Origin of the sequence: Agrobacterium sp. Ap1, assembly GCF_017313375.1 — a bacterium.
GTDB lineage: Bacteria > Pseudomonadota > Alphaproteobacteria > Rhizobiales > Rhizobiaceae > Neorhizobium > Neorhizobium cellulosilyticum.
In genome coordinates this window covers 148,206-164,726 of the sequence record NZ_JAFLMY010000005.1, presented here as the reverse complement: position 1 = coordinate 164,726, position 16,521 = coordinate 148,206, and the positions used below count along the sequence as shown (strand labels likewise).

14 protein-coding genes are annotated in these 16,521 nt (G+C 59.6%); 7 read left to right on the top strand and 7 right to left on the bottom strand.

The window, feature by feature from the left end; translation table 11 throughout:
• Positions 1-47: 47 nt before the first annotated feature.
• Both thrS and JZX87_RS12210 read left to right on the top strand, forming a co-directional pair.
• Positions 48-2,066, top strand: a complete 2,019-nt coding sequence (gene thrS / locus JZX87_RS12215; protein ID WP_210349030.1) for a threonine--tRNA ligase — start codon at positions 48-50, stop codon at positions 2,064-2,066.
• A gap of 110 nt (positions 2,067-2,176) precedes the next feature.
• On the top strand, positions 2,177-3,061 hold the full coding sequence (locus JZX87_RS12210; RefSeq protein WP_206825796.1) for a 1-acyl-sn-glycerol-3-phosphate acyltransferase: 885 nt from the start codon (positions 2,177-2,179) through the stop codon (positions 3,059-3,061).
• Between the two features lie 4 nt (positions 3,062-3,065).
• On the opposite strand, the gene JZX87_RS12205 is transcribed toward JZX87_RS12210, so the two are convergent.
• From JZX87_RS12205 to JZX87_RS12195, 3 genes are all read right to left on the bottom strand, one after another.
• Positions 3,066-3,455, bottom strand: coding sequence for a cupin domain-containing protein (locus JZX87_RS12205; protein WP_206825793.1), 390 nt, complete (start codon positions 3,453-3,455; stop codon positions 3,066-3,068).
• 63 nt (positions 3,456-3,518) lie between these two features.
• Entirely contained in the window at positions 3,519-3,935 is a 417-nt protein-coding gene (locus JZX87_RS12200) for a hypothetical protein (RefSeq protein ID WP_183821593.1), read from the bottom strand.
• A gap of 161 nt (positions 3,936-4,096) precedes the next feature.
• Positions 4,097-5,089, bottom strand: coding sequence for an RgsD C-terminal domain-containing protein (locus JZX87_RS12195; protein WP_206825792.1), 993 nt, complete (start codon positions 5,087-5,089; stop codon positions 4,097-4,099).
• Positions 5,090-5,195: 106 nt separating this feature from the next.
• Here JZX87_RS12195 and JZX87_RS12190 point away from each other — a divergent pair, with 106 nt between their 5' ends.
• The 3 genes from JZX87_RS12190 to JZX87_RS12180 all read left to right on the top strand — a co-directional run bounded on the left by JZX87_RS12190 (position 5,196) and on the right by JZX87_RS12180 (position 7,637).
• Positions 5,196-5,768, top strand: coding sequence for a nitroreductase family protein (locus JZX87_RS12190; protein WP_206825791.1), 573 nt, complete (start codon positions 5,196-5,198; stop codon positions 5,766-5,768).
• Positions 5,769-5,780: 12 nt separating this feature from the next.
• On the top strand, positions 5,781-6,386 hold the full coding sequence (locus tag JZX87_RS12185; RefSeq protein ID WP_183686056.1) for a flavin reductase family protein: 606 nt from the start codon (positions 5,781-5,783) through the stop codon (positions 6,384-6,386).
• Positions 6,387-6,509: 123 nt separating this feature from the next.
• Entirely contained in the window at positions 6,510-7,637 is a 1,128-nt protein-coding gene (locus JZX87_RS12180; RefSeq protein WP_206825790.1) for a DUF2336 domain-containing protein, read from the top strand.
• 27 nt (positions 7,638-7,664) lie between these two features.
• Here the strand turns inward: JZX87_RS12180 and JZX87_RS12175 are convergent, their stop codons facing one another.
• Together JZX87_RS12175 and JZX87_RS12170 are read right to left on the bottom strand one after the other, a co-directional pair.
• Complete coding sequence (locus tag JZX87_RS12175; RefSeq protein ID WP_206825789.1) at positions 7,665-8,141, bottom strand: hypothetical protein; 477 nt, start codon at positions 8,139-8,141, stop codon at positions 7,665-7,667.
• 77 nt (positions 8,142-8,218) lie between these two features.
• A complete protein-coding gene (locus JZX87_RS12170) occupies positions 8,219-9,427 on the bottom strand; it encodes an AI-2E family transporter (RefSeq protein WP_206825788.1) in 1,209 nt (402 codons plus the stop codon).
• A gap of 256 nt (positions 9,428-9,683) precedes the next feature.
• Between JZX87_RS12170 and JZX87_RS12165 the strand changes: the two genes are divergently transcribed.
• Entirely contained in the window at positions 9,684-12,230 is a 2,547-nt protein-coding gene (locus JZX87_RS12165; RefSeq protein WP_206825786.1) for an HWE histidine kinase domain-containing protein, read from the top strand.
• Here JZX87_RS12165 and pdxY read toward each other — a convergent pair.
• A complete protein-coding gene (pdxY, locus tag JZX87_RS12160; RefSeq protein WP_206825781.1) occupies positions 12,227-13,075 on the bottom strand; it encodes a pyridoxal kinase PdxY in 849 nt (282 codons plus the stop codon). The two genes, JZX87_RS12165 and pdxY, sit on opposite strands and share 4 nt — an antisense overlap.
• Positions 13,076-13,166: 91 nt before the next feature.
• Positions 13,167-15,251, bottom strand: a complete 2,085-nt coding sequence (gene parE, locus JZX87_RS12155) for a DNA topoisomerase IV subunit B (protein ID WP_206826118.1) — start codon at positions 15,249-15,251, stop codon at positions 13,167-13,169.
• A gap of 195 nt (positions 15,252-15,446) precedes the next feature.
• Here parE and JZX87_RS12150 point away from each other — a divergent pair, with 195 nt between their 5' ends.
• The gene (locus tag JZX87_RS12150; RefSeq protein ID WP_206825774.1) at positions 15,447-16,334 is read left to right on the top strand and encodes an alpha/beta hydrolase family protein; all 888 of its coding nucleotides are present in this window, start codon (positions 15,447-15,449) and stop codon (positions 16,332-16,334) included.
• Positions 16,335-16,521: the final 187 nt, after the last annotated feature.

Below are 16,521 nucleotides of genomic sequence, written 5' to 3'. Positions count from 1 at the left end.
TTTTTGACCACCCGCATTCGTTGGCGGGACTGGACAGGAGAATTCAGATGTCCGTTTCCCTTACATTTCCCGATGGCTCCGTTCGCGCGTTCGACGCGGGCACGACCGGTTTTGCCGTTGCCGAATCCATTTCCAAGTCGCTGGCCAAGAAGGCCGTCGCAATCGCGCTCGATGGCGAGTTGCGCGATCTCTCCGATCCCGTCATCGATGGCAAGATCGAGATCGTCACGCGCACCGATCCGCGCGCGCTGGAACTCATCCGCCACGATGCCGCTCACGTCATGGCCGAGGCCGTGCAGGACCTGTGGCCTGGCACCCAGGTGACGATCGGCCCGGTTATCGAGAACGGTTTCTACTACGACTTCAAGCGCGTCCACCCGGACAGCCGCGAAGACTGGCCCTTCACGCCCGAAGATCTGCCGAAGATCGAAAAGAAGATGAAGGAGATCATTCAGAAGAATGCCGCCTTCACCAAGGAGATCTGGTCGCGCGAAAAGGCGAAGGACGTGTTTGCCGACAGGGGCGAGGCCTACAAGGTCGAGCTGGTCGACATGATCCCGGAAGGCCAGGAGCTGAAGATCTACAATCAGGGCGGCTGGTTCGACCTTTGCCGCGGCCCGCACATGGCCTCGACGGGCCAGATCGGCACCGCCTTCAAACTGATGAAGGTTGCCGGCGCATACTGGCGCGGTGATTCCACCAAGCCGATGCTGACGCGCATCTACGGCACGGCCTGGGCAACGCAGGAAGAGCTGGACCAGTATCTGCACGTTCTCGCCGAAGCCGAAAAGCGCGACCACCGCAAGCTCGGCCGCGAGATGGATCTCTTCCATTTCCAGGAAGAAGGTCCGGGCGTGGTGTTCTGGCACGGCAAGGGCTGGCGCATGTTCCAGACGCTGACGGCCTATATGCGCCGCCGTCTGGCCGGCACCTATGAAGAGGTCAATGCACCGCAGGTGCTCGACGCCTCGCTGTGGGAAACTTCCGGTCACTGGGGCTGGTACCAGGAAAACATGTTCGCGGTAAAATCCGCCTACGCCTTCACTCACCCGAAGGACGAGGAGGCGGATAACCGCGTCTTCGCGCTGAAGCCGATGAACTGCCCGGGTCACGTGCAGATCTTCAAGCATGGTCTGAAGTCTTACCGCGAACTGCCGATCCGTCTTGCCGAATTCGGTCTCGTGCATCGCTACGAGGCATCGGGTGCGCTTCATGGCCTGATGCGCGTTCGCGGCTTCACGCAGGACGATGCGCACGTCTTCTGCACCGACGAGCAGCTGGCGGCGGAATGCCTGCGCATCAATGCGCTGATCCTGTCGGTCTATGAGGATTTCGGCTTCGAGGAAGTCGTCGTAAAACTGTCGACCCGTCCTGAAAAGCGCGTCGGCACGGACGCTCTGTGGGATCGCGCCGAAAGCGTGATGACCGACGTGTTGAAGACGATCGAGGAACAGTCGGGCGGCCGCATCAAAACCGGCATCCTGCCGGGCGAGGGCGCGTTCTACGGTCCGAAGTTCGAATATACGCTGAAGGACGCGATTGGCCGTGAATGGCAGTGCGGCACGACGCAGGTCGACTTCAACCTGCCGGAACGGTTCGGCGCGTTCTATATCGACCAGAACTCGGAAAAGACCCAGCCGGTGATGATCCACCGCGCCATCTGCGGCTCGATGGAACGTTTCCTCGGCATCCTGATCGAAAACTTCGCCGGCCATATGCCGCTGTGGTTCGCGCCGACGCAGGTCGTCGTTGCAACCATCACGTCCGATGCCGACGATTACGGCCGCGAAGTTGCCGAGCAGCTGCGTGATGCGGGCCTGCAGGTCGAGACCGACTTCCGCAACGAAAAGATCAACTACAAGGTCCGCGAGCATTCGGTTGCCAAGGTTCCGGTGATCATCGTCTGCGGCCGTCAGGAAGCGGAACAGCGTTCGGTAAACATCCGTCGCCTCGGCTCGCAGGCGCAGACGGCCATGTCTCTCGACGAGGCACTCGCCTCGCTGGTCGATGAAGCCACGCCGCCGGACGTCAAGCGCCGCAAGGCCGCCAAGATCAAAGCTGCCTGATCTTTGAAACATCGACAGCGCCCGTCATGCACGGGCGCTGTCAGAATATTGTCATCGGACTGAAATATTATAAGCTCGTGATGAATGGGCGGAGCTTCCGCGGAGACAGAATGCGCTTCAAGGAACTCTCTTACGCCAACGAGCGCGATCCGCGCCTCAAGCGTTGGTTTATCCGCTCCATCGAGGGCCTGTCCGGCCGCGACCGTTATGCCCGCCTCTATGACATCTGGCGCAAGGACATCGTCGGCAAGACCGATCGCGTGTTCGGCAAGATGCTCGATCTCATCGATGTCGAACTCGACGTGCAGGGGGAGTGGCTGCCTGTTGTCGAGCACGGGCGTCCGCTCGTCATCGTCGCCAACCATCCGTTCGGCATCGGCGACGGAATTGCTGTTTTGGCGATGGCCGAACAGCTTGGCCGACCGTTCCGTGTCCTGATCAATGACGAACTGCTGAAGGTGCCGGAAATGGCGCCCTATTCGCTGCCTGTCTCCTTCGAGGAAACGAAGGAAGCGCTGGCGATCAACATGCAGACCCGCCACGAAGCGCTGAAGCTTCTGAAAGAAGGCGTGACGATCATCATCTTTCCAGCCGGCGGCGTCGCCACCGCTAAGAAGGGTTTCGGCATGGCGCAGGATCTTCCCTGGAAGATTTTTGCGGCAAAGCTGGTGCAGACCGCCAAGGCCAATGTCGTGCCGATCCATTTCGAAGGCCAGAACGGCCCGCTCTTCCACATTGCGAGCAAGCTGTCGCTGACGCTCAGGCTGTCATTGCTGATCCGCGAGTTCAAGCGGCTTTCCGGCAGCTCGATCCGGGCGCGTGTCGGTGCGATGATGACCTGGGAAGAACTTTCCAGCATCAAGGAACGCAAGGACCTGCTGACGGTGCTCCATGACGCGGTATTTTCGATGCGCCCGGTCAGGCGTTCGCGGTTGGCGAAGTTTCAGGAGAAAAGGCAGGCTGCGCAAGAAGCGATTCGCAAGGAAGCGGCCTGATTTCTCAATCCAGGTCCGTCTGGATCCATCTGGGCGAATGATGAATGTCGATCGTCTGCAGGCGTCCGGGGCCGAGATTTTCGAACCTGTGCGGAATGCCCGCCGGGCCGAGAACTGCTTCTCCCGCGCCAGCCTCGATCACGTCGTCACCAACGAAAAAGCGCGCGCGTCCCTCGATAATAATGAAGGTCTCGTCATAGGGATGGACATGCAGCTTCGGCCCCTGTCCGGGCGTATCATTGCCATAGGCGAGAACGGTAACCGGACCGTTGATCACTTCGCCGTGCAACGAACCGCGCCACGCGCCCTCTGCCTTGGGATCGAAAACCATGCCTTTGGCGGGCGGTCTGCCATCGGGCATGACGGTGTCAGGATCGAAGTCTCTGCGGATCATCACGTCTCTCCCTGGCGTCAGACTAGGTGCATGAACTAGGTGTCGTCAAACGTGACAAGCGCGTCAGTAGAAATGTACCTTCTTAAGGTCGACTTCGTATGGATCCATTATGAACGGGCTCCCGTCCTCTTTGTAGATTTCGAGTTCGGATATTCTACCATTCGTCACATGCAGTGCCAGTCTGACTAATCTTGCCATGCGAATGGGGCTCCAACCATCTGAAGTGCCATCATCATAGAAGCCTTCAACGGGTATGAAGTCGTTTGCGCGCGGCGACGGGGCATCATTGTCCTTCACGTCAGCCAGAGGCCCGTCAGTGCTAAGCTTCAGGCTTCCTTTCTGGTCGATGGACATCACTTGCAGTGACGCCATCTGCTGGAGAATTTCTGCCTTTCCTTGAAAATCGCCCCGCAGCAGATGCATCAAAAGTGCGCGTTCGTTCGGTTTTGTTGCTCTCCAGCCGTCAGGTTGATCGAACATGTCGCCGTCTCCTACATCACGGAGGTTTTAAGCCACTGGGAAAAACTAGGCTCCAGAGAGAGTCTTCAAGAATAAAATCGATCAGCGGCGATGCATTGCGCTGTAGTGTAAATGTTCAAGATTGGACCGGTCAGAGGGAGGCGACGATCAGTCGCCTAAACTCAATCCTGCGGTTCGACCGCTGCCGTTTCGCCGCTGTTGCGCGGATTGCGCATCAGGACCTCGACATCCGTGTTGCGGCCGGCCTTGACGCTGAACTCGCGCTGATAGGTCTTGTCCTTGTTGCGGGCGACCGCGAGATAATTGCCTTCCGACAGGACCATGGTCGAAAAGGCGCTGACGCTTTCGTTGACGACGTCGCCGGCCTCGGTCAGCACCGACCATGCGGTATCGGCGATCGCTTCGCCGCCGGGCTGGGAAACCAGTTTGAGAGTGATCTGGGCCGCCTTGTGCTGCAGCACCGCCTGGGTGAGCTTGCCTGCCTCGACCTGGATATCGGCGCGCACGACCGCGTTGATGTCGCCATATTCGGAGACGACATGGTAGGTCCCGGCATTCAACCGAACGATGGTGTTCGGCTTGACGTCAGACATGACCAGAGCGCGGTCGCCGTTTTCGCGAACCTCGGAAGAATAGATGGAAAAGCTGAGCTGGCCTGGGGGGATGCGCTGGTCGGTTCCTGCAACGGCATTCAGCACAAAGCCGCCTGCATCCAGCACGAGCGTTTGTTCGGCGACATTGCCCTCCGCCGGAACGGTCAGCTTTTTGGTGATACCGGCGCGCCCGAAGGCGCAGTTGACGAAGTAATCGCCGGGCGCCAGCTGAAAATCGGCAGAGCCGCCATTCGAGCTTGCCACCAGCGGCAGCTTGCCGTCTTCGCCGGCAATCGGGCTGAACACCCGCCAGGCGAGACCATCCTTCATCACGTCGCCGTTACTGGTCAGTTTGGCGCTGAAGCGCACATCCTTGGCGACGGCGCTTTGAGGCAGGATGGATGATGGGGAAAACGCGTTCAGCTTCGGCATCTTGGCTGAGCTGTCGAGCTGCTTGAAGCTCTTGAATGCGTCACCTTCCTGCGCTTGAACGCCTGTCACGAGGAGAAGCAGCAATGCTTCTGCAAGGAAGATATGGCGAACAATGGAGATGCCTGACATTCGATGACCGGTTGACTCTTGTTTTCTGACTGGCCACTTGAAGACCATGGGAAAGGCAAATTCAAGGCCTCATTCTACCACATCCCACCAAATGGAAGTTTCGGACATGACCAATGACGTAAAGCTGATCGACTATCTGCGTGAACGCCACTCGACACCGGTTGCGCAGATCAAGGGGCCGGCTCCGGATGCGGCGGAACTGGATGAGATTCTCACGTCAGCCGTGCGCGTGCCTGACCATGGAAAGATCGCCCCCTGGCGGATTGTCGTCTATCGCGGCGATGTCTGCGTCTCGCTCGGCGAAACTTTCCTTGAAATCGCTTGCGCGCAGAACGGCGAGATGACTGATGCGGCGAAGGAAGCCGAGCGGGTGCGCTTCACCCGCGCGCCGCTGGTCGTCGGCGTGATCAGCACGGCGGCGCCGCATGCGAAGATCCCCGAATGGGAGCAGGTCCTGTCTGCCGGCGCTGTCTGCCTCAACATGTTGATGGCCTGCGAGGCACGCGGTTATGTTGCCAACTGGCGCACCGAATGGGTTGCGTATGATGCAAAAGCCCTGACCGCGCTTGGCGTGAAGGAAGGCGAAAAGGTTGCCGGTTTCATCCATATCGGTTCCAGCGATTTCCCGATGCCGGATCGTCCGCGGCCGCAGCTTGCAGATGTCGTCACCTACGCCTGAGGCGAGACCAACATGTTTTACCGTACGGACACGAATGATCACGGCATGGCGCACGATCCCTTCAAGGCGATCGTGGCGCCGCGACCGATCGGCTGGATCGGCACCAAGGGCAGGGACGGGTCTTTCAACCTCTCGCCCTACTCCTTCTTCAACATCGTGTCTGATACGCCGAAACTGGTGATGTTCTCGTCGTCAGGGCGTAAGCACAGCCTCAAGAATGCCGAGGAGACGGGCGTGTTTACCGCGAGCCTGGCGAGCCGGCATCTTGCGGATCACGTCAACGCATCCTCGGCACCCGTCGATTACGGTGTCGACGAGTTCGAGCTGGCGGGGCTTACTGCGGCGATGGGGCAGGTTGTCGATGCGCCTTATGTGGCCGAGGCCTATACGGCGCTGGAATGCCGGCTGACCGAGATTATCCAGCCGAAGGGGCTCAACGACGAGACTTCGCAATCCTTCATGGTCTTCGGTCAGGTCGTCGGCATCCATATCAGCGAGGAAATCATTCGCGACGGGCGAATCGCCATGGATCTCGCCCGGCCGATCGCGCGCATGGGATATATGGATTATGCGGATGGCGGTACGGATGTGTTCCAGATCGCCCGACCGACCCGATAACTGCCTGATAAGGCCCGCCTGGATGTCGGGGTTAATAAACGTGGTGAACCAATATTAACCTTTTCAAACTAGCGTTCGGCAAGTCGGGCCGTTGAAGCCGCGGCCAGATTTCCGAGGCGCATTGTGATCGTACAGGCATTTCTACGTTGGGCTGAAACGGCAAGGACCGGCGATCGGGCAAGGGCCGCAAGCGCGCTTGCCGATGCGTTCATCAAGTCGTCGCTCGGCCCGGACGAGCATCGCGCCGCGATAATGGCAATGACCTATCTTCTGGACGATCCTTCGCCGAAAGTGCGTCTGGCGCTGGCCGAGGCTCTCGCTTCTTCGGACGCAGCACCCCGCGCGATCATCATGTCGCTTGCCGAAGACCAGCCGGAGATTGCCTGCACGGTGATTGCCTGCTCTCCCGTCTTAAGCGACGCCGATCTCGTCGAACTGGCCGGACGTGGCGATTCGTTCACGCGGTCTCTGGTCGCAACACGGCCTGGGCTCGGCTGCAGTGCTGCTGCCGCGGTTGCCGAGGTGGGTGACGGCGCCGAGATCGTCCTCCTTTTGGAAAACGATACCGCCTCTGTCAGTCGCATTACCCTGCGCCGCATGGCGCAGCGCTTCGGTCATCTGGCCGATGTGCGGCATCTCCTGCTCGAGCGCGGCAACCTTCCTGCCGATGTGCGACACATGCTGGTCGCCCATGTGGCGGCCGCGCTTGCCGGTTCGGACCTGGTCACCAGAACGATCGGTGCCAAGCGCATCGACGTCATGACACGCGAAGCCGGTGACGAGGCGATCGTCGCGATTGCCGGATCGATCTTGCAGGATGAAATCCCCTTGCTGGTCGAGCATCTGAATACGAGCGGGCGGCTCACCCCGGCACTTCTCATTCACGCACTTTGCAGCGGCAAGGTGGATTTCTTTGCATCGGCCATCGTCTCGCTCGTTCATCTGGAAGAGCGCCGCGTCCGTGCGATCCTCGCGACCGGCAGGGTTCATGCGGTGCGAGCCTTGTTCGAAGCGGCTGGGATAGGGCGTGATATCGTCGCCGTGTTTGTCGAGGCGGTATTCTTGTGGCGTCGCGCAACCGCTGGCGGTGGTCTTGACACGTGTTATCTCGCGCTGCTCAAGCGGTTCGAGGGCTTACGTGGAGATGGTGGTGCGGTCGGACAATTGCTGGATATGGTAGACCTGCTCCAACGCGGCGAGCTACGTCGCAGCGCACGCTCTTACGCTGCAGATGTTTCACTCGTCGCCTGATCGTCTATAAGGTCGCAGATTGTGGTGTCAGTGATCGAACTTGCGTGCGACCCAGGAATAGCCGCCTTCCACAAGACGCACCGGCTTCTTCATCAGCGTTTTGACGCCTTCTGTTGTCGGTAGTACGGTCTTCACACGCTGTATGGCTCGTCCGGCCAGTGTTTCCGCTTCTTCCGGCGTCACTTCGGCGACTTCGACCTTCTGCGCATTTGCGTCCACCGACGTGTCAGACGTGTTCATCTCGGCCGGTTGGATTTCTGGTGAGGCAGAAGGGCGCGTTACCGGGATAGGCCCGACATTTGGTATGCCGGCGATTTCCGGGTCCTGGCAAACGGCGATCAGGACCGGATAGGGCTGGTTCGCATAGGTCGGAAGGTGATCTTCCGAGACGGAATCGCACATCGCCACAGACGGCCAGCGTTCCTGGGCTGTCGCTATGTACTTGCAGTCGGTCCCGCTGTCGTTACAGCCGAGAATGGTCATGACAACAAGGGCAGCGTTCATTCATATCTCCAACACGTTCAACCGAGCTTTATGATGAAGATCATGGCCCGATGAAGGCTGGGCTGTCCGATATTGGCTTAAGGGCCGGAAACCTTGCGTACCGGCGGCAAGTCTTCCTCTGCAAGCACGACCTCGGGATCAGAGGGCTGTTCCGCCTCTATTACATCGGCGATCTTGACCTCGCGAATCCACTCCCGCCAGATCGATACGACGAGGGCCATGAGAACCGGTCCGATGAACAGGCCGAGAAAACCCATCGTCTTGACGCCGCCGACAAGGCCGAAAAATGTCGGCAGGAAGGGCAGTTTGATCGGGCCTCCGACAAGGCGGGGGCGCAATGTCTTGTCGACGATGAAAAGTTCGACACTACCCCAGATGAACAGGCCGGCGCCTGCAACATAGGAGCCATTGGCGACGAGATAAGCCGATACCAGCGTGAAGGAGAGCGGCGCGCCACCCGGAATGAGAGCCATGATGCCGGTCAGCACGCCGAATGTGACGGGTGAGGGAACGCCGGCGATCCAGTAGGCGATGCCGAGCACGATGCCTTCACCGATGGCGATCAGCGTCATGCCGGTGACGGTGGAGCTTATCGTGGCAGGTACGACGCGAGAAATCCGTTCCCAGCGTGTCGGAAAAATCCGCTCGCCCAGAAGGTCGATCTGGCCGCTGAAGGAAGCGCCGTCGCGATAAACGAAAAACAGCGCGATCAGCATGAACAGCAATGTCAGCATGATGTGGAAGGCACTGTTTCCGGCCACAAGCACGCCATGATAGATTGCGCCGATATTGGCGCCGCTGATTAGCTGCGCAAGTTCTCCTACAGCACCAGGCGCGCCGATATGGCGGGTCCACTGAGTGCCGAGCCATTCTCCGGCAAAGGGCAGACCGATAATCCAGGCTGGTGGAGGCGCGCCGTTGCGGTTGACCTCGACGGCCCAGCGAAACCAATCAGCGATTTCCCTGGCGGCATAGGATGCGCCGATGCTGATCGGGATGACGATGAAGAGAACGATGAAGATAATCGCCAGCGTTGCGCCGATTGTGGTGTTGCCACCGACATGGGTCAGCAGGCGCCGGTAGAGTGGCCAGCTGGCAAAGCCTATCACCAGGGCAGCAAGTACCGGAACCATGAAGCCGTGAAAGAAATAAATGGCGGCGGCAGCTACAATGATCAACAGCCAGCGTGCAGCCGAAATCGGTGAGATCAGGGCAACCCTGTTCGGGCTAACGGGGCCAAGCCAACGCGGCTCGGCGCTGCCTTTTCGATTGCTGCTGCGGTTCACCATAAATTCCTGTCTAAATCTGGCCCCTATATGGCCAGAGAAGGTCGTGAAAACAAGCTTCGCACCGATTCATTAAAACGCTACTTCCTTACTTGCGGTAACGCTTAGATGCGATAGAAATATGAAATTGCCAATTGGCGATACCGCTCCATTTAACACGGGTATGTTTTAAACAGCTTGCGGGTCTTTGATAGGCGCGCCGGAAAACAGGAGCCATGTGTGCCATTGGCAGGACGGGAGCTTCAAGGGAAAATTGATGCGTCAGACTGAAGCGGTCAACCTCACCAATTGCGACCGTGAACCAATTCATATCCCCGGTTCCATTCAGCCGCATGGTTGCCTGATGGTCTGTGACGGCGTTGGTTCCGTCATCCTGCAGCATTCCGCGAATCTGGCAGAGATGTTGGGGCTCACATCTTCCGTGATCGGCGAAAGGCTTGAAACGGTCTTGGGGGGCGATGTTGCCCATACGCTGCGCAACGCGCTGGCGACATCCGACGATCCTGCCCGGCCCGCCCTGCGGCATGCTTTGCGCCTTGCTTCGGGTCCTGTCATGGATATTGCGCTTCACCGCAATGGCGAAAAAGTGATCCTCGAATTCGAGCCGGCATCCAACGATACCGACCAGCCACTCGAAGTTGCCCGCATGCTGATCAGCCGGATCCGCAATGTCTCCAGCCTCGACCGGCTGGTGCAGAGCGCTACAAGGCTGATGTATGCCATGCTCGGTTATGATCGGGTCATGGTCTACCGTTTCGAGCAGGATGGCTCCGGCAAGGTCATCAGCGAATACAAGAGACGCGATCTGGAGAGTTTTCGTGGCCAGTATTTTCCGGCCGGCGACATCCCGGTCCAGGCGCGGGCGCTCTACATTAAGAACACGATCAGGGTGATCTGTGACGCAAACTATCAGCGTGTGCCGATTGTGCCTGAACTGGATGAGGACAACCAGCCGCTCGATCTGTCCTTCGCGCATTTGCGCAGCGTTTCGCCGATCCATTGCGAATATCTGCGCAACATGGGCGTCGGCGCTTCGATGTCGATCTCGATCGTAGTCGATGGCGAACTCTGGGGGCTGATCGCATGCCATCACTATTCGCCGAAAATCCTGTCGATGCCGCAGCGGGTGGCGGCGGAAACGTTCGGCGAGTTCTTCTCGCTGCATCTTTCTGCGCTCAGACAAAAGGAGCTGCACGAGACCGCAAGCGTTGCACGTCGGTCGCTCGACCGGTTCCTGCAGGAAGCTTCGCATCATCGCGACATCAGCCTGCTGCTGCGAGGGTCGCTGGAGGCTTTCTCGACCATGCTGCCATGCGACGGGGTCGGCCTGTGGCTGGATGGCGTCTGGTCCAGCCAGGGGAACACACCGCCACTCGAGATGATCGGAGAATTGGCGGACGAGATCGGCGGGCTTACTGGCGGCAAGGTCTGGTCGACCTTTCAGCTTTCGCAAGCCATTCCGCAATCCGGCATTTCACCGGACGATGCCTGCGGCGTGCTCGCCATACCGCTTTCGCAGCGGCCGAAGGACTATCTCTTCTTCTTCCGAAAGGAAGTGGTGCAGACGCTGGACTGGGCGGGCAATCCTGACAAGTCCTATATGACCGGCCCGATGGGAGATCGGCTGACACCGCGCAAGAGCTTCGCCATCTGGAAGGAAACCGTCAGGCTGCAGGCACAGCCCTGGACCGACAGCGACCGGGAGATTGGCGAAGCTATTCGCGCGGTTCTCGTCGAGATCGTGTTGCATCACAACGAAATGCTGGCCGAGGAGCGCGGCAAGGCGGACGTGCGCCAGCGGATGCTCAACGAGGAGCTCAATCACCGGGTCAAGAACATCCTGTCGATCATCAAGGCTCTGGTGGGGCATCCGGTGGAAAGCGGCCGCAGCTTGACCGATTATGTCGGTTCGCTGAAGGGGCGCATCCAGGCGCTGGCTTTCGCGCATGACCAGGTGGTGCGCGGCGGCGACGGCGGTTCGTTGCTGGATCTCCTGGAGGCGGAACTGCGCCCCTATATGGAGGGCACCCGGTCCGTGGCGCTGGAGGGACCGCGCGTCTGGCTGGACAGCCGGGCCTTTTCGGTCATGGCTCTGGTCCTGCATGAAATGTCGACCAATGCCGCCAAATATGGATCGCTTTCGGTGCCGGGCGGCAGGCTCGATGTTCGGTGGAAGAGGCTCGAAACGGGTGCTTGTGAGATGAGCTGGATCGAAAGCGGCGGACCTGCGGTAAAGCCACCAAGCCGAAGCGGCTTCGGCAGCGTCCTCATCGGCCGCAGCATCCCTTACGAACTCGATGGCGCGGCGGAGGTGAACTATCCCGAGACCGGCATAGAGGCACGTTTCGTCGTGCCGTCGAAACATCTGCATGGCGATGACGATGTCACGACTATTCACATTGGCGATATAGAGTCTGCCGAAACGGAAAGGCTCGAGACGCCTCATCTGGCGGAGAAGGAATTCCTTCTGGTCGAGGACCAGATGCTGATTGCGGCTGATGTCGAATCCATGCTGGCCGAGCACGGGATCAACAAGGTGACGACGGCGCCGTCCGTATCGGAAGCGCTGCGCAGGTTGAGAGGCTTTACTCCCGACGTCGCGATCCTCGACGTCAATCTCGGATCGGGCACATCGCTTCCGATCGCCGAGGAACTGGTGCGGCGAGGGGTGCCCTTCGTGTTCGCCACCGGATATAGCGACCGTTCGATCATTCCGGCCAACCTGACCGCGCCGATCGTTCGCAAGCCGTATGAGGCGGAGGCCTTGATCTCCGCCGTCACCAAGCTGCTCGAGACGCGTTAGAGGCTGACGACCGCCAAAGGCGCAGGACGGGCGAAATCATCCTGTGCGGCAATCATGTTGAGTTCGCGCCTTCCGGCGGCAAGCGTCTTTTCGAACAGCGCGAAAATGCTGGAGGCTGTTTTCGACAGCGCCTGATCGAGCGGTGCGCCGGACAGGATGTGGCCGAGGAAAAGCGCCGAGGTGCAGTCACCCGCACCGTTGGGTGCCGGGTCGAATTGCAGGCGCGGCGTGGTGACGAGGAATTGTTTGCCCGATTTCGACGAAGCCAGCATCTGGATTTCGTCGTCGCGCGTGCCGTCATGGATGAGCGAGGTCAGGAGCACCGTTTCAGGCCCCATCTCGTGGATCATCCGACAGGCCTTGCGCGCATCTTCGAGTGTCAGGATCTGGCGGCCAGCGAGATATTCCAGTTCGAACTGGTTCGGCGTGATGATCGAGGCGCGGGCGAGCGCCTTCTGGCGGAAATAGTCGGGAATGCCGGGGCGGACGAAAAAGCCGCGGCCGACATCGCCCATGACGGGATCACAGAGCCAGCGCGTTCCTTCAGGCAGTCGGTCGAGAACCGCGAGGATGATTTCGCCGATCGCCGGGTCGCCGAGATAACCGGTCAGAAGCGCATCCATCTTCTCAAGTGCGCCAAGGCTTTCCAGCCCGTCGAGAATGCTCTCGATATGGTCGGCGGAAAACACTTCACCGGTCCATTTCAGGTAGCCGGTATGGTTGGAAAACTGCACCGTGTTGATGACGGTGACTTCATGGCCGAGGCGCTGCAGGGGAAGCGTGGCAGCGCGATTTCCCACGTAACCATAGGCGACATGGGACTGGATGGAGAGGATCTGCTTCATGGCGGGGTGCTTTGTTCAGGTGATCGAAAAACGATCTTTCCGGTGAAGCATGCCGCGCCCCGTCACGCAATCCTATCTTGCTGCCCAGCTGTCAGATATCGAGATTTTCGGCAAATGCGGCGCGTTCCTGGATGAAGCGGAAGCGTGCATCGGCCTTGGTGCCCATCAGGTTGTCGACCGCCTCGCGGGTGCCTTCGAAATCCACCTCGTCGATATCGACCCGCAGCAGCGTGCGCTTGGCCGGATCCATGGTGGTTTCCTTCAGTTGCGCGGCCATCATTTCGCCCAGACCTTTGAAGCGCCCGATCTCGACCTTCTTGCCCTTGAAGACCGTCTCCATCAGCTCGGCGCGGTGGGCGTCGTCGCGGGCATAGACCGTCTTGCCTCCCTGGCGGATGACGTAGAGCGGCGGCACCGCCAGATAGAGATGGTTGCCGCGGATCAGCTCGGGCATTTCCTGATAGAAGAAGGTGATCAGCAGTGAGGCGATGTGAGCGCCATCGACGTCGGCATCGGTCATGATGATGACGCGCTCGTAGCGAAGATCTTCCTCACGGTATTTCGACCGCGTGCCGCAGCCGAGCGCCTGAATGAGATCGGCAATCTGCTGGTTGGCGGAGAGCTTTTCGCGGCTTGCCGAACCGACGTTGAGGATTTTGCCGCGCAACGGAAGAATGGCCTGATTGGTTCGGTTGCGGCCCTGCTTCGCAGAGCCACCAGCGGAGTCGCCCTCGACAATGAACAGTTCGGCACCCTCGGCCGTATTCTGCGAGCAGTCGGCAAGCTTGCCGGGCAGGCGCAACTTGCGCACCGCCGTCTTGCGGTTGACTTCTTTTTCCTTGCGGCGGCGAAGGCGCTCTTCGGCGCGTTCGATCACCCAGTCGAGCAGCTTTGCCGCTTCGTTGGGATTGCCGGCGAGATAATGGTCGAACGGATCGCGCAGCACGTTTTCGACAAGCCGCTGAGCCTCGACGGTGGCGAGCTTGTCCTTGGTCTGGCCGACGAATTCAGGCTCGCGGATGAAGACCGAGAGCATGCCGACGGCCGAGATCATCACGTCGTCGGTGGTGATCTCCTTGGCGCGCTTGTTCTGTGTCAGTTCGGCGTAGTTCTTCAGGCCCTTGGTCAACGCGATGCGCAGACCCGCCTCGTGCGTGCCGCCTTCCTGGGTCGGAATGGTGTTGCAGTAGGAATGCAGCTGCGGATCGCCGCCATACCAGGTGATCGCCCATTCCATAGCACCATGACCGCCGGTCTTTTCCGTGCGGCCGGAAAAAATCTCGCGGGTAACGGTGAAATCCTTGCCGAGCGTTGCGGCCAGATAATCCTTCAGGCCACCCGGGAAGTGGAAGACGGCCTTGTCCGGGATCTCGCCGCCTTCCGGCACTACGCCCGGATCGCAGCTCCAGCGGATCTCGACACCACCGAAAAGATAGGCCTTGGAACGGGCCATACGGAAAATGCGGCCGGCTTCAAACTTGGCGCGCTCGCCAAAAATCTGTGGGTCGGGATGGAAACGCACGCGGGTGCCGCGGCGGTTATGCACGTCGCCGAGTTCCTGCAGGCCACCCTGCGGTACGCCGCGGGAAAAGGTCTGGCGATAGAGTTTGCGATTGCGGGCGACCTCTACTTCGAGCACATCAGATAGCGCGTTGACGACGGACACGCCGACGCCGTGCAGGCCGCCGGAGGTCTCATAGGCATCGCCGTCGAATTTACCGCCGGCATGCAGCTTGGTCATGATGACTTCGAGCGTCGACTTGCCGGGAACCTGCGGATGGTTCTCTACCGGAATGCCGCGGCCGTTGTCGGAAACGGTCAGGAAACCTTCGGCATCGAGATGGACTTCGATGAAATTGGCGTGACCGGCGACCGCTTCGTCCATCGAGTTGTCGATGACTTCCGCGAAGAGGTGGTGCAGCGCCTTTTCGTCGGTGCCGCCGATATACATGCCGGGACGCATGCGCACCGGTTCGAGACCTTCGAGAACACGGATCGACGAGGCGCCGTAGTCTTCGCCGCCGCTCTTGAGCGGGGCTGGGCGGGGCGTGGACGGTTCGGCGGCAATTGCAGGTGCCGGCACAGCAGCGACCGGTTTTGCGGTCGCCGGCTGGGTCGTCACCGGCTGGGCATTCGCCGAGGGATCACCGAAAAGATCGTTGTTATTGTCGTCCATCTGGTCTTTCACTGCTGCCTGCCGAGGTGCCGAGGAGGAAGCCATACCCGTCTCATATTGTTTCGAATCACTTGCGATTCTGCCAGAAAACCGGCTTTTTCGCGATGCCGCGCGTGCGGCCTTTGCTGCCAGCAATGCTAGCTAGACCCTGCCATGGCAAGCTTTCAAGACCGAAGGACCTCAATGAAACCCCGCATGTCCACAGTTCATTTCATTTTCGCCACGCTTCTTGCGATCTTGATATCATCGACCGGTGACGTCGTTATGGCGCAGGAAGGGCCGATCCCGCCTTTCAAGGATAACCTGTTTTCCAGCCACAAGGTGCTGAAGAGCGACGATGGCGGCGCTTACGAGGTGATGGACTATAACGAGCTTCGCGACATCAACGAACGCGACCAGGAGCCGGAGCGCCGGGTGCGCGGCGCCTATGTCGATCTCTCCGTTCGCCGGAGCCAAGAAAACGAGACGCTGACGCTTGGCGGCCGCAATGTGGACGTGACGCGGGTCGGACCGTCTTCCGGCGAACGCTTTGCCGTGATCTTTATCCATGGGCGTGGCGGAGATCGCCGTTTAGGCGTCAACGACTACTCGTTCGGGGGCAATTTCAACCGGCTGAAGAACCTTAGCGCCCGCAATGGCGGCACCTATTATTCGGTCAGCGTGAAATCCTTCGATGACAAGGGGGCTGCCGATGTCGGCGCATTGACGCGCTACGCTTTCGAACAATCGGGAGGGCGTCCGGTCATTCTCGCCTGCGCCTCGATGGGCGGGATCATCTGCCAGAACATCGTGCGAGACAGGGATACCGTCCGTTATCTCGGCGGCATGGTTCTGCTCGGCGGCCCGCCGGATGCGGGGCTAGCAGGAACGCCTTACGCAAAGCTCAAGCTGCCGATCTATTTCGGCCATGGCAGCGCCGACAGCGTCTACAAGGCGGAAGACCAGGAAAAGATTTTTCGCGGATTACGCGCCTCAAACTATCCCGCGCGATTCAGTCTTTTTCAGACCGGAGGGCATGGAACACCGATCCGGATGGTCGACTGGCGCAAGGTGCTCAATTTCGTGCTGACTGCTCGAAATTAGGTGCGACGCCCAGTTAAATCGATCTGTAGTGGCGCTCAACCGATTGAATTTCATCAAGGGCTTCCCGGTTTTGTCACTTCGCGCGACTGGGAGGCGGCGGCTTTTGAAGCAAGCGCTTGAATCACGGTCATTTTTCAGCGTACGAAAGATGCCGGATGGTCCGGATGACCGGATTTTGAACACGATG